7 protein-coding genes, 6 pseudogenes and 1 riboswitch are annotated in these 13,514 nt (G+C 59.3%); of the genes and pseudogenes, 3 read left to right on the forward strand and 10 right to left on the reverse strand.

From position 1 onward, the window contains the following. Positions 1–97: 97 nt before the first annotated feature. Positions 98–294 (reverse strand): annotated as a pseudogene (locus NXT3_RS32660) (IS110 family transposase); the annotation flags it as partial. A gap of 2 nt (positions 295–296) precedes the next feature. Further along, positions 297–449, reverse strand: a pseudogene (locus NXT3_RS22490) (IS3 family transposase); the annotation flags it as partial. Positions 450–622: 173 nt separating this feature from the next. Here NXT3_RS22490 and NXT3_RS32665 point away from each other — a divergent pair. Next, positions 623–946: a hypothetical protein gene (locus tag NXT3_RS32665; protein WP_234828170.1), complete on the forward strand. Its 324-nt coding sequence runs from the start codon at positions 623–625 to the stop codon at positions 944–946. Further along, positions 939–2,536: pseudogene (locus tag NXT3_RS22500) on the forward strand (recombinase family protein). Before NXT3_RS32665 ends, NXT3_RS22500 begins: the two are co-directional and overlap by 8 nt. Positions 2,537–2,557: 21 nt before the next feature. Here NXT3_RS22500 and NXT3_RS22505 read toward each other — a convergent pair. The 8 genes and pseudogenes from NXT3_RS22505 to NXT3_RS22545 form a co-directional block, all read right to left on the reverse strand. Then, positions 2,558–2,701, reverse strand: a pseudogene (locus NXT3_RS22505) (integrase core domain-containing protein); the annotation flags it as partial. Positions 2,702–3,516: 815 nt separating this feature from the next. After that, positions 3,517–3,972 carry a UPF0262 family protein gene (locus NXT3_RS33345; RefSeq protein WP_104840525.1) on the reverse strand — a complete coding sequence of 152 codons (456 nt, stop codon included), beginning with the start codon at positions 3,970–3,972 and terminating at the stop codon, positions 3,517–3,519. Between the two features lie 489 nt (positions 3,973–4,461). Next, positions 4,462–6,105, reverse strand: a complete 1,644-nt coding sequence (locus tag NXT3_RS22520; RefSeq protein WP_104840526.1) for an MFS transporter — start codon at positions 6,103–6,105, stop codon at positions 4,462–4,464. A gap of 57 nt (positions 6,106–6,162) precedes the next feature. Beyond that, positions 6,163–6,613, reverse strand: a pseudogene (locus tag NXT3_RS22525) (GlcG/HbpS family heme-binding protein). After that, positions 6,614–8,797 (reverse strand): malate synthase G, encoded by a 2,184-nt coding sequence (locus NXT3_RS22530; RefSeq protein WP_104840527.1) that lies wholly within the window; start codon positions 8,795–8,797, stop codon positions 6,614–6,616. A gap of 13 nt (positions 8,798–8,810) precedes the next feature. After that, positions 8,811–10,064: a D-amino acid dehydrogenase gene (locus tag NXT3_RS22535; RefSeq protein WP_104840683.1), complete on the reverse strand. Its 1,254-nt coding sequence runs from the start codon at positions 10,062–10,064 to the stop codon at positions 8,811–8,813. A 143-nt stretch (positions 10,065–10,207) separates the two neighbouring features. Continuing rightward, positions 10,208–10,295, reverse strand: a riboswitch (glycine riboswitch). A 268-nt stretch (positions 10,296–10,563) separates the two neighbouring features. Next, a pseudogene (locus tag NXT3_RS33350) lies at positions 10,564–11,225 on the reverse strand (UPF0262 family protein). A gap of 175 nt (positions 11,226–11,400) precedes the next feature. Further along, positions 11,401–11,949, reverse strand: a complete 549-nt coding sequence (locus NXT3_RS22545; protein ID WP_104840528.1) for a type II toxin-antitoxin system RelB family anti-toxin — start codon at positions 11,947–11,949, stop codon at positions 11,401–11,403. A 175-nt stretch (positions 11,950–12,124) separates the two neighbouring features. Between NXT3_RS22545 and hisD the strand changes: the two genes are divergently transcribed. Further along, positions 12,125–13,393 carry a histidinol dehydrogenase gene (gene hisD, locus NXT3_RS22550; protein WP_104840529.1) on the forward strand — a complete coding sequence of 423 codons (1,269 nt, stop codon included), beginning with the start codon at positions 12,125–12,127 and terminating at the stop codon, positions 13,391–13,393. Positions 13,394–13,514: the final 121 nt, after the last annotated feature.

Consider the following 13,514-nt stretch of genomic DNA (forward strand, 5'->3'; position numbering starts at 1 on the left):
GACCGTCGAACTATGCCAGTTAAGCAAGTTTTTGCCAACGTTTTCGGTACAATCGATGGCCTAATCGGCATAGCTTAGGGTCTCTGCGTCGCAATTGACGACGGATATCGCCGATGGTTGCCATCAACCCGGTCGCCACGGTGAGGTTGACGCAGGTTATCGTGAGCAGCCGCCTGACCGCCGGATCATCCATCGTGCTTTTTCGGCGATTTGCCGATCGAGAACCGCAAGATCTTCACCGAGCCGGTCGAGTTCGCGTACATGCCGCTCGATTGCAATCTGCTCATCGTCCGGCCGGCGATTAGAGCCTCGGCGGTTGTCGATACGCCAATTGGCGTGGCGGGAGCAACCGGCGGAAACGCGTAGTTGGAGCCGGTTGCGGCGATGGTTCCGGTATAGGCTGCCGGGGTCTGGTATCCGAGCGACGAGTGCGGCCGGAATGTATTGTAAAACACGGCGACAGAACACCCACGGGACGGAACTGCGCGAGCTTTTATATCCATGGCATCCATGGTCTGGGCGGCTCATCCATCTCCATGAGGTGATTGACAAGGGAGCGGCCGTGTTCCGCTGCAGTCTTTCCGGTGATGCCGCTGGCCGATGGCTGGAGATCCCAGCCTGGATGTTCGACCGGACGACCAGCGCGCATTGGCGCATCATGTCGGTTCCCCATGTTGAACTCGCCAGCCTGCGTGCTTTGGCCAGGTTCCTAGAAAAGGCTTGCGCCCCATCACAATCGGGGGAGATGTCCATGCCACGTCAGTTCACGACATATCAGTTCGATCTGTTATCGGGCCTACACAGCGAGAGGAGACCGGCGATGCCGCAATGGCAGGCGTTGCCGGAAGAGGCTCGCCAGGCGCTGACGGCGCTCATAGTGCGGCTGCTCGTCGACCACGCAAACGGCGAGAGCGCCTCTCAGAAGGAGGCAGGTCATGATGCATGAGAAAATCGGGCCGCACCATCTGGAACGCAAGGCGATCCTGTATGTCCGGCAGTCCTCGGCCCATCAGGTTCTGCACAATCGCGAAAGCAGTGCCCTGCAATATGCGCGACCGCCTGACAGTACTTGGCTGGTCGCGCATTGAGACGGTGGATGACGATCTTGGTCGTTCGGCGGCAGGCGGTGTAGCCCGCGCCGGTTTCGACCGGATGGTCGCCGAGGTCTGCCTTGGCAAGGTCGGGGCGGTCGCGGCAGGGGAGGTGTCGCGATTTGCCCGCAACAGCCGCGATTGGCAACAGCTCATCGAGATGTGCCGCGTCGTTGATACCGTTCTGATCGACCAGGAAGCGGTCTATGCGCCGCGCCAGGGTAATGACCGGCTGCTCTTGGACTGAAGGGCAGCCTCAACGAATATGAGCTCGATCTTCTGCGTCAGCGTTCCCTTTCCGCACGCTACGAGAAGGCCCGTCGCGGCGAGCTTGTTGTCGCTGCTCCGGTCGGCTTCCTGAAGGTTGGTGACAGGATCGAGAACTCGGCAGTGAAAGTCCAACCGTAACATTCCACGCTATTCCTGCTGGCGAGGTCTGCTCGACAATGGCGAGCCACGCTGCATCGCCTTCGGCGGACTGCGAGTCGATGATGCGATCGAAGCGTCGCTGCTCGGGGTGGTCGAACCAGGAGTCATTCCCGCTGCCGCCGAGGCGGAACACAATATGGCCAGCCGACGTGACCAGGTCCGGGACGCCCTCCTGCGCGATCTTGACGCGGCCCGCTATGCCGCCGATCGGGCATTCCGACAATATGACGCAGTTAATCCCGAGAACCGGCTGGTGACGTCAGAGCTTGAGGCGCGCTGGAACAAGGAGCTCACTCGCGTCAGCGAGATCGAGAATAAGGTTGCTAGCCATCAGGCAGCGACGCCACAACCATTGCCACTGTCGACATCGGAGATGGCCGCGCTTGCGGGGAACCTTCGTGCCGTCTGGGCAGCGCCATCGACCGATGCCAGGCTCAAGAAACGCATCGTGCGCACGGTCATTCATGAGGTGATCGCCGACCTCGACGATGTGACCTCTGAGATCGTCCTAATGATCCATTGGGTCGGCGGCGTCCATACGCAACTGCGGCTGCCCAAGCGGCAACGGGGCCAAAGAAACGCTACACCTGATGACCTCGTCGAGGCGGTGCGCCAGCTTGCCCTCATTGCCAATGATGATGTGATTGACGGCGTCCTCAATCGCAATGGACTGTCAACAGGCAACGGCAATCGCTGGACCCGCGAACGCGTCACGGCGCTTAGATCATACCGCAAAATTCCAGTCTTCCGCCCGCAGCCAGATGGCATCGAGCCTTGGCTTAATCTGGGCAATGCGGCACGATTCCTCGGTGTCGCACCCAAGACGCTAAGGCTTGCCGCTGAGGCCGGTGAGATCGGAGGCATTCATCCTTTGCCTAACGGTCCGTGGATCTCCAGCCGCTCTGAACTCACCACCCCGGAAGCGCAACAGATCCTTCATCGCGCCCGGCAGAACCCCAAATACCCCGCAGGATCGCATCCCAAATCAGGAAAACCTATTCCCTTCAACAACATAGAAATGGGCGTGATGAAACAGGATTGTAGTCGTCGAGCCATTCGGAAATGGCACTGCGGGCATGGCCGAGACCGAAGAACAGACTCTCGTTCAGCAGCTCGTCGCACATGCGGCCGTTGAAGCTTTCGACGTAGCCGTTCTGCATCGGCTTTCCCGGCGCGATATAGCAAAAATACTTGCGCTGCCGTAAGCGCGGTTGCCAGCTGACGCGTGGCAGCCGGCGACTCAGTCGGCGCAGCGGAAAGTCTCGTGCCATCGCCATCATGCAAGAGCCGGAGAACAACGCCCTGCCCGCTCGCGACCTCGCCCAGGATGCTTTCCCGGCTCAGCTGCCGCGTGATGATCTCCGGATGATCGGAAGGTGCTGCCAGATGACGAAGGATAATATTGCGGATGTCCGGACCCGGATCATCGTGAGGCACTAGAAACCGCTCCCCTTGAGTTCCGACCAGTAGACCGGCGCCTTTTCGGCAATGCATGGTCTTCCGACAGAGTCACCATCATTCGCGCGGACCAGAGCGGCATGGAGTCCAGAAGCTCGGTTTTGCCGGTGTCGCCTAAAACGATCGCAAGGTCGATGGTGCCGGATATGACGCCCGCCTTTGCGGGCCGCTGCTACGACAAAGCGGAGATGACGCAGGTCCGTTCCTCATCCTCACAATACATACATCCAAAGAACGAGGTGGTCGCCGTCATTCATGGCGGCCGCTTTGTCACACGCCTCCCCCTACGTCGCGGCGAGGCCGGTGAGCTTGTCCAGCCACTGTCGCATTCCTTCTTCTCCTCGAGTATCGGGCCGCCCCGGGAGCGCCCAAGCATTCAGGATGGGCCTGTCGGCTCTCGACGGCGATCCTGTCAACAACTGTTCGGACAGTGTCCTGTGTCGGCAGGAGGAAGGAGGAGATTTGCGACTGCTTGACTGTTCTGCCCTTGCATTTCAATCGACCCCTGCGGGCAGCGTCTGCGTGACCAGCCAATGGATCAGCGTGAACAGCCGCGGGCTGTCTCCCTATCGATCTCGACCTTGGATTTGAGGCGTTCTCTGAGCAGGGCGGACGCCTCGTTGTGGATGGCGCGCCGTCCCATGTCGATGGCTACGATCGGGTGGCAGCCGCGTGGCACCATTGGCAAAGCTCTCGCACACGAGCCGGTAGTCCTTGGGCAACCGGCGAAATGACGTGAGCGAGAGGTGCAAAGAACGAGCGCGCCGGTCTCGGTAGTGACCGATATTACCAGTCGCCGGTCCATGAGTTCAAGGTGCAGCCGGTACGGGCCGCCGCTGTGCTCGACTGGCGCAAATCGATTGTTGTCCAGAAGGTCGCAAATGGCGACAGCCTGCTCGTGTTTCTGTGCTGCGTCCGTCCGACCGTTGAACGGCGGCTCCAGCGAAATCGCCGAAAGCCAAAACCGGGATGGCGTGGTGCTCATGCAGGTCATCGCTCACGGCCTCCCCGAACAGTATCGACTGCGCGACCGCGTTTCTTCGCAGAAACAAACGACGTGCCTGCCGCCGGAACGGGTGCGGCGACAGCCACTTTGCCCTGGTAGGCTGGGCAAAAGGAAAATCTGTTCGAAAAGTTCGTTCCCGAGATCCGAAGCGGAATCTGGGGACGGTTCTCATCGCTGCGCACTCTCTTCCGACCGCCATCGTCACTGCGGGGATCGTCTTGTCGGTGCCCCGCGACTGTCACTAGCGACCAGACGGGAGCACCGTTGCAAACCGAAGAAAAAGCGGCTGTCGGGACCTGTTCGACGGCAGCCGAGTGATCCTGGCGCGGCTAGGGTTGACGCCATTCGCAGGTCAGGAGCTTGTTTAGATCGACGCTGACGAAGGTCGACCGCCGACAGTTCAGGGAAAAAGCCGGCGTCGCACTCATGGTGCAAGCATTGCTGATCCTCGGTTCTCGCCATCATCGCGAGCGCACCTCAAGGACGCGAAAGGCGGGTTATCGGCTGGCCGCGTGCGCGAGCCGGAGTTGTGCCTCGCTCGATCCCCAGCACGGTTGGAGGCGCGCCGGCCCCCTCGTGGAGAGTGGCAAGTCGCTCGCCGAGTTCGCGGTCGGCCGCCGAGAGGCGATGGTTCAGTCGGAGATAGTCCGTCCAGGTCGGCGTGCGGAAGGTCTCGGTCCATAGAGCGGGGGTCAGCAGGTTTCGCTGGAGCGTCCAGTTGCGCGCGCCCGCGCGGCTTTGGATGCGCCGCCGCTCGCGCATGCACTCGAGGAAATCCTCGAGGTCCTGCTCGCCTATGGCGTATTCGACTTTGACGACGATAGGTCCGCTTCTCGGCGTTAAGTCGAGTGCGAGCGACGGCGGTACAAACTCCGAAGCCTCTTTCTCGGATTCTTCTAATAACTCGATCGGCAGCACGAACGCTGCGGCGGCCACGAGGAGCAGAACCACGGCGGCCCCCTCAAGGGCCATGGTCAGGGAGTAGTTCTGCGCGACAGCGCCCCAGATCCAGCTGCCGGCCGCCATTCCGCCATAGGAGAGGGCGTAGTAGGTTGAAAGTGTCCGACCAACGACCCACCTTGGGCTCGACAGCTGGATCGCTACGTCAACGCCGGTCCAGGTGAGCAGCCAGCCCGCACCGCCGATGGCCAGCGCAAGCGCCGCGACGGGGATCGACGTCGTCAGCGGAAGGAGAAAGCAGCATGCGGCACAAGCAACCGATGCAAACGCGATCAGCCGGTCCTGAGGGACGATCCGCCTGAGATGGTTGCTGCTGAGTCCAGCGGAAAAGGCACTCACGCCAAACGCGGCCAGCAGCGCGCCGTAGACGATCGGCCCGCCCGCCAGATGATCCCGGACGATCAGCGGCAGCAGCGCCAGGATGGATATGCTCGCCACGCCGAACAAGGTCCCTCGCACGATAGCCGCCCTGATTTCGGATGACATCGCGGTAAAGCGCAGCCCATCCTGAATGGCCGTAACCACGCGCTCGCGCGGAAGCGAAGAAGAGCGCACGTGCCATTTCGAGCGCGAGATCGCGGCAAGCGGCACGAGATCACTCAGCGCCGCAAGAACGAAAGCGGCAAGGGGTCCGAAGAAGGCCAGAATAGCGCCGCCAATGGCAGGGCCTGTGCTTCGAACAATGTTATATCCGACCGACATCAGCGTGACCGCCGCCGGGATGTCGCGCTTTTCCAGAATATCGCCGACAGAGGCGTGCCAAGCCGGATCGTTCAAGGCAAAGCCGCATCCGGCGAGGAAACCCAGTCCCAGGATCAGCCATGGACTGACGAGGCCCAGTGCAACAGAAATCGCCAGCGTCAGCGAAGCCAGAGCAATCAGGAAGTGACCGGCGAGCATTACGCCCCGACGGCTGAAATTGTCGGCAATGGCGCCCGCGACGATGGACAGGAAGAAGGCAGGCAGCGTCGATGAGGCCTGCACGAGCGCCACCATGAGGTCGGAGGCCGAAATCGTCGCCATCAGCCAACTGATGGCGGTTGTCTGGATCAGCCATCCGAGGCTGGAGATCTGCGTCGCCGTCCAGATCGCACGAAACGCCCGGTTCCGGAGAGGAGCCACGGTGGTCGAAACGGGCGAATGCGGATCTCCAAACTCCATGTCTTGGTTTATCCCAACGAAGCGTCAACATACTAACGTTGTTACGTCATTAACATCTCATACTAATATGGAATTGCAGCGCAGCTCCGAAGGAGACGGAACGCCTGTTTGCGCCGCCAGATCACTCGCTTCTACTGCCGCAACAGCTATCGCCTCATCGTTGTCAGACGAGTCACACTCACCTCGCCTCTGTGATTGCGTATCAACAACCTCCAGGGACTGGTACTATTCTTCCACCCGGCACCGCGGTGAGGCCTGCCACAAAATGGGGGCGCTCCAATGAGGCGTCAAGCCACCGCGAGCCAAAGCCCACTGCAAGGGCGCTATAAGCCTTCCCGAACGCGACCTCGAACCGAAGGATTGAGGCCCCGTCTTGCTTCTGAACCGCAAGCAGATGACGCCCAGCATCGAGTACGGCAACGCCCAGCGGTTTGGGTCCTTTCTCCAATGCCGCGGAAAAGGATATCTCGATTATGGCATTAGCGCGCGCGAGATTAAGCCTGTCCACTTAATTTGCCTTTCCTGGTTTCATTGCGAGCCGCCGGCGGTGCAGCACCGGTTCGGTATAGCCGTTCGGCTGTTCGCGGCCCTTGAGCACCAGATCCAGCGCCGCCTGGAAGGCGATCGAATCGTCGAATCGGCCGGCCATCGGGTGATAGTTCGGATCGCCGGCATTCTGCCGGTCAACGATCTCCGCCATGCGCTTCATCGTCTCGACGATCTGCGCCTTGCTGACGATGCCGTGGTGCAGCCAGTTGGCCATGTGCTGGGCCGAGATGCGCAGCGTCGCGCGGTCTTCCATCAGACCGACATTGTTGATGTCGGGCACCTTGGAGCAACCGACACCCTGGTCGATCCAGCGCACCACATAGCCGAGAATCCCCTGGGCGTTGTTGTCGAGTTCGCGCTGGATTTCCTCTTCCGTCCAGTTCGGCCGCGCCGCCACGGGCACCGAGAGGATATCCGCGAGCTTGGCCCGTGGCCGGCTCTTGAGACCTGCCTGAACCTCAGCGACGTTGACGCGGTGGTAATGCGTCGCATGCAGCGTCGCCGCCGTCGGCGAGGGAACCCAGGCGGTGTTGGCGCCGGCCTTCGGATGGGCGATCTTCTGCTCGAGCATCGCAGCCATCAGGTCGGGCATGGCCCACATGCCCTTGCCGATCTGGGCATGCCCGGAAAGCCCGCATTCGAGGCCGATATCGACGTTCCAGTTCTCATAGGCGCCGATCCAGGCGGCCTGCTTCATGTCGCCCTTGCGGATCATCGGGCCGGCTTCCATCGAGGTGTGTATCTCATCGCCGGTGCGGTCGAGGAAGCCGGTGTTGATGAAAACGACGCGCTCGCGGGCGGCTCGGATGCATTCCTTGAGGTTGACGGTGGTGCGCCGTTCCTCGTCCATGATGCCCATCTTGATCGTGTTTTCCGGAAGCCCAAGTGCGGCCTCGACGCGCGCAAAAATCTCGCAGGCGAAGGCCACTTCCTCGGGCCCATGCATCTTCGGCTTGACCACATACATCGAACCCGAGCGCGAGTTTGCCCGCCGGCCATTCGGGCCAATGTCGTGAAGCGCGATCAGCGCCGTCACCATGGCGTCCATGAGGCCTTCGGGTACCTCGCGGCCGTCACGGTCGAGGATCGCCGGGTTGGTCATCAGATGCCCGACATTGCGCACCAGCATCAGCGAACGGCCGGGCAGCGTCAGCGTAGTGCCGTTCGGCGCGGTGAAGACACGGTCGGCGTTCAGCGTCCGGGTGAAGGTCCGGCCGCCCTTGGCGACCTCTTCCTCGAGGTCCCCCTTCATCAGCCCGAGCCAGTTGCGATAGACGACGACCTTGTCCTCGGCATCGACTGCCGCAATGGAGTCCTCGCAGTCCATGATCGTCGTTATCGCCGATTCGAGGATGACGTCGGAAATGCCGGCCGTATCGGCCTGGCCGATCGGCGTCTTCGCATCGAGGACGATGACGATGTGGAGATTGTTCTGGCGCAGAACGATCTCGGAGGGCGCCGCTGTGGTGCCGGAATAGCCGGCGAACTGAGCCGGATTGCGAAGCGTCGTCCTGGCGCCGCTCGCCAAGGTCAGCGAGAGAGTTGGCCCGTCAATTGCCAGTCCGGCGACGTCGCTCCAGCGGCCTGTCGCGAGCGGCGCGCTCGCATCGAGAAAGTCCCGGGCCCAGGCAATGACCTTGGCACCGCGCGCCGGATTATAGCCCTTGCCGCGCTCGGCTCCGTCCCTATCGGCAATGGCGTCGGTGCCGTAGAGCGCGTCATAGAGCGAACCCCAGCGTGCATTGGCGGCGTTCAGCGCATAGCGGGCGTTCATCACCGGCACGACGAGCTGGGGCCCGGCGATCGTCGCGATCTCTGGGTCGACATTGGCGGTCGAGACGGAGAAATCCGGTCCCTCCGGCAGGAGATAGCCGATCTCTTTGAGGAAGGTCTGGTAGGCCTCCATATCGACGGGCGCGCCATGTTCGCGATACCAGGCATCGAGCTTGGCCTGGAGTTCGTCGCGCTTCGCGAGAAGCTCGCGATTTTTTGGCGCGAGATCATGCACGATCGAGGAGAATTTGAGCCAGAAGGTTAAGTTCTCGATACCGGTGCCTGGAAGAGCGTGGTCGCGAATGAAATTGTGCAATTCACGGGCGACCGTTAACCCGGCTTCCTTGATAACGGGAAATACGGGATACATGTCTCGCTCCGTATCAGGCGGCATGACGGGGTGTCACAGGCACGCTTTCAGCAACTACTTCCGCCAGTACGGCAGAAGTGGCTGCGGACAGAGTCCAGCCAAGGTGTCCATGCCCAGTGTTGTAAAAAACGCCTGGCGCACGCCCTTTTCCCACACGTGGCATCATGTTGGGCATCATTGGCCGCAGGCCCGCCCATGGCACCACACGGTTCGTGCTAACGCTCGGAAACAGTTCACGGGTCCATTCGACTAAGGTCCTGATCCGGTCATCTCGAATATCGCGGTTGTGACCATTGAATTCTGCTGTACCGGCAACGCGAAGGCGATCAGTGCCGAGCCGGCTGGTCACTATCTTGGCGCGGTCATCAAGCAGACTGACCCAAGGCGCAGCCAATTGCGCGTGTTCATCATCGAGGTGTACGGTAATTGAGTAGCCTTTGACCGGATAGATGTTGAGACGGTCGCCCAGCATTGCCGCGAGTTGACGGCTCGCGCAGCCCGCACATACTACTATGCCGTCCGCTTCCAAAACCTGGTCAACTGTTTCTCCAAGTCTGCCGTGAACCACATAAGACAATTGGAGCCGCTTCTTGCGATCGATTCGGCTAACAACTGCGTCATACTCTAGTTTAGCACCTAATTTTTCGCACGCCGTCGCCAAGCCCGTTGTGTATTTATGAATATCACCCGTTGAATCAGAAGGAGTAAAGAAGCCGGCGTAGAATTTTCCATGTAGAGCCGGCTCGATCGACGCAATCTCTTGTACGGCCACCGCTCGGCGGTCCAGCCCGCCCTCAGTGAGCATCTGGTTGACCTTTGTGGCGTGCTCGAAACCTTGCTTGTCCCAGTAGATATGGAGGATCCCACGACTAACATGGTCGAACTCGATGCCCTCACGATCTGCAATGTCAAACATATATTGACGAGCGGAAATCGCCATTCGAGTCGTCGCGACGGTGTTTTCATGGTAGTTGGATATGTTAGAGACAAATTCGGCGAGCCAGCTGTACTTGTGCCACGTTGGAGATGGGTTCATAAGAAGTGGGGCGTCACGCTTGAGCATCCACTTGACCCCCTTGGTGACTGTCGACCAGTGGTTCCAGACTTCAGCGTTGCTCGCAGATAACTGGCCGCCATTCGCGAACGACGTTTCCATCGCTGCGTACCGCTGGCGTTCAAGAATGGTCACATCGTAACCGAGCTTCAAAAGGGCATAGGCCGTCGATACGCCGGAAATCCCGGCGCCAATCACAGCAATCTTCGTCATCTTCATCTCCAGAAAGAACAGTGGGTGCAGCCCTATTGGTCTGCGGCGCGTCCCCAAATCCGTCTCCTTTACCTGAGAGCTTAGCCGCGCTGATAAGCGGGCATTCCCCTTCGGTGGGCGTTGTGATGCCTCTCTCGAGATTGTTCGACCGAACGGTCACTTGTACCTGAGAGTTTCCTTGGGGTGCTCCGTCGGCGCCGGCGGTCAGCCAGTCTCTCCCGGTCAGCATTGCGAACAGCCAGAATTTACCAGCAGTACGATGAATAGAAAAACGCGAAAGCCACCATTCGCTGAGGGATATAAAGCAAAATGGATGGTATTTTGGAACACCGATTTCATGTGGTTCTACCAGGCATTGCGTCTGCTGCGCTAATTCTTAAGATCGTGACAAACGTAATCACGCTTAGCGGCTAGGGAATTCGTCTAGCTCTGCATATACACGTGGGTGCGCTTGTACTTCACACCGCAGTCTTTGTTCAGTCAAAGATTGCGCCGCTGTTCAGTTTGCAAAGCCGATGGTCCCATCGATCGGACCTCTGCTTTCATTTGTCGTTGCGGGGTTGCCAGTCTGATTAGTTGAACAAAGCGAACGACGCGCGTCTCGCATATGCAGACTGTAAATCAGCGTGAACAGCCGACCTGCCGTGTTTTCGTCTATGCTGACTTTGTTGGGCAGACGTTCTCTAAGCAGGTTGGCCGCTTCGTTGTGGATGCCACGGCGACCCATGCCGATCGCCTCCAGACGCTCGGGTCCCGGCCGACAAATTGCACGTAGTAACTTTCGCAACTGCGGGTGTAATTCTTGATGAGCCGGCGGAAAGGGGTCAGCGAAAGATAATTGCTGACGATATGTCGCCCGCTTTGATCGTTGACATGGAGTGCCAATCGTCCTTCCGCGGTTTCGATCCTAAGACGGTATGGTCCGCCGTCGTGGCCGATCGGCGTGAAGGTGTTGGATTCCAGAAGATCGATGTTCGCAAGCGCCTGCTCACGCTCTATACGAGCGTCGCGGCTATTGAGCCAGCTATCGGGGGTAACATCACAGAGACGGAACTCAGTGCTGGCCATCCCCTGCTCTCCCTTCGCATCGTTTGGGCATACATCGCGACGCCGCCGGCGATGCAACGCCCCGGAGTCTTTTCCTGCGAAGTGTCTGTACATCGTTCACTTGCCGAGCTGTATTCACACCTACCCCCGGCGGCAGAATCGCGCGGAGGATTACCTCATGCTCTAGGCCGCGCTCGACCTACATGAAATGCCGGCTTCTTGTATTTGGGAACCTGCTTAGCGACGTTTGGTGACTATATTCACCAAGCCTTGGATAGGACCCGGACAATCAGTAAGTCGGAGGTGTAATGGCGCTCAGAATCTCGCTGTGGCCGTTGTGGACATTCCGAAATCGATGCGGCAGTCGGCTGTCAAAATAGTAACCATCTCCTGGTTTTAGAACTCGTTTTTGGTTTCCTACCGTAACTTCCACCATACCAGATAACACCATGCCCGCTTCTTGAGCTGTATGAGTGAATTCCTCGCCGCTATCCGCCCCTGGCGCGTACCTCTCGTGCAACATAAGCAGTTGTCGGTTGGGGTGATCCAAGCCTATGACGCGATAGGAAATTGTATCAATCTTTCCAATTTCCGGCAGTTCGGTTGACGCATAGAACGGCGAATACGGTAGGCTCGACTGCAGATCAGAAAAGAAACCAGTTAGAGTCGTACCAAGCGCGTCCAGAACAGCGCCCAAAGTGTCGATGGAAGGGCTCATTTTATCTCGCTCAATGAGAGATATGGTTGAATGAGATATGCCCGAACGAGACGCAAGTTCTCTTACGCCAAGGTCCCGTCGGCGACGCAGTTCACGCAACTTGCTTCCAATCTTCGGCATTCGTCAGTCCTTGTACAATTTAGTCCGAGATTATTACCCCACGATGAAACGAGACCATCAAGAGTGTAATCGCGGACTTTCCTGGTGATCATACTGAACGCGGGGGGTACTGGGCAATTGTCGGACTGCTCCAGTTGCAGGATGCTGGCGTCCATCATCCCACATTGGAGGTCGTATGTCGTCGCGTCTTGAAGCATTGAAAGGCAGATTTACCCAGATCAAACAACCGTCTCGGGATGCCGTCTCAGACACAGCCCCGGTCGAGAAAACCGTCAAGGACATCATTGCGGCCGTCCGCGATCGGGGAGACGCTGCGGTTCGCGAATACTCCCTTGCCTTCGACAAGGCTGACATCACTAACTTCGAGGTCACAGAGGACGAGAAGCGGCAGGCCGTTACTGATCTCGATCCTCAGACCCGCCAAGACACTGAATTTGCCATCGCGAATGTGCGTCGCTTCGCGGAAGCCCAGTTGGGCACCATTTTGCCGCTCGAGATCGAGAGCCTCCAGGGGCTTCACCTCGGTCATCGAGTCATCCCGATCGAGACTGTCGGTTGTTATGTGCCGGGCGGACGTTACCCGCTTCTGTCTGCCCCCGTAATGACCATTGTGCCGGCGAAGGTCGCAGGCTGCGACCAGGTCATCGCATGCCTTCCGCCAAACGCCCACCCCGCTATGATCGCCGGTTGCTACCTTTCGGGTGCCGACCGCATCTTCCGTGTTGGCGGTGCCCAGGCAATTGCGGCCATGGCATATGGTACCGAAACGATTCCAGCGGTCGATGCCGACTTGGCCAAGCGTCAGGTATTTGGCCAAGTCGGCATCGACCAACTCGCCGGGCCGAGTGAAATCTTTATCGTTGCTGACGAAACGGCGAACGCATCGACGATCGCAACCGATCTGCTGGCGCAGGCCGAACATGACATCCGCACCCGTGTTGGCCTCGTGACGACTGATCGAAAGCTTGCTGAAGACGTTCTCCAGGAAGTCGAAAAGCAACTGGAGGACCTGCCGACGGCTCCTGTGGCAGGTGCAGCATGGAAGGATTATGGCGAGATTACCGTTGTTGAAGACGAAGAGGCGATGATCGCCTATTCGGATTACATTGCAACGGAGCATCTCCAGGTCCACACCCGTAATCCGCAGGCAACCGCTAAGAAGCTTCGCAACTACGGCTCGCTCTTTATCGGTGAACTTGCCAGCGTCGTCTATTCCGACAAGTGCTGCGGTACGAACCACACCTTGCCAACGATGGCTGCGGGTCGTTACACGGGCGGTCTTTGGGTCGGTTCCTACGTGAAGATTGCCACCCACCAATGGCTGGACGAGCGCGGTGTTGCTGCTGTGGCTCCGGCCGCCGTGCGCCAGAGTGCGACCGAAAAATTGGAGGGCCACCGGCGTGCTGCCGCGCTGCGGCTTAGCCCCAAACAAATGGTCAGTTAGGTGACCCACATATAGGGCGCCCGCGCCCACCCTCGGAGGCGCACGTCGGATGCTTCAGAAGAACTTGATTCGGCCTAGACGACACCAAACGCGTGATTTCGAGGTCCGTTCGGTTCGATGG

Source organism: Sinorhizobium fredii (assembly GCF_002944405.1).
Classification (GTDB): Bacteria; Pseudomonadota; Alphaproteobacteria; order Rhizobiales; family Rhizobiaceae; genus Sinorhizobium; species Sinorhizobium fredii_C.

What these genes read in the sequence shown, in the direction of transcription:
- NXT3_RS22530 (WP_104840527.1), bottom strand. Translation starts at nt 8,797, where the DNA reads ATGTATCCCGTATTTCCCGTTATCAAGGAAGCCGGGTTAACGGTCGCC.
- NXT3_RS22520 (WP_104840526.1), bottom strand. Translation starts at nt 6,105, where the DNA reads ATGGAGTTTGGAGATCCGCATTCGCCCGTTTCGACCACCGTGGCTCCT.
- NXT3_RS22545 (WP_104840528.1), bottom strand. Translation starts at nt 11,949, where the DNA reads ATGCCGAAGATTGGAAGCAAGTTGCGTGAACTGCGTCGCCGACGGGAC.
- NXT3_RS33345 (WP_104840525.1), bottom strand. Translation starts at nt 3,972, where the DNA reads ATGACCTGCATGAGCACCACGCCATCCCGGTTTTGGCTTTCGGCGATT.
- hisD (WP_104840529.1), top strand. Translation starts at nt 12,125, where the DNA reads ATGTCGTCGCGTCTTGAAGCATTGAAAGGCAGATTTACCCAGATCAAA.
- NXT3_RS22535 (WP_104840683.1), bottom strand. Translation starts at nt 10,064, where the DNA reads ATGACGAAGATTGCTGTGATTGGCGCCGGGATTTCCGGCGTATCGACG.
- NXT3_RS32665 (WP_234828170.1), top strand. Translation starts at nt 623, where the DNA reads ATGTTCGACCGGACGACCAGCGCGCATTGGCGCATCATGTCGGTTCCC.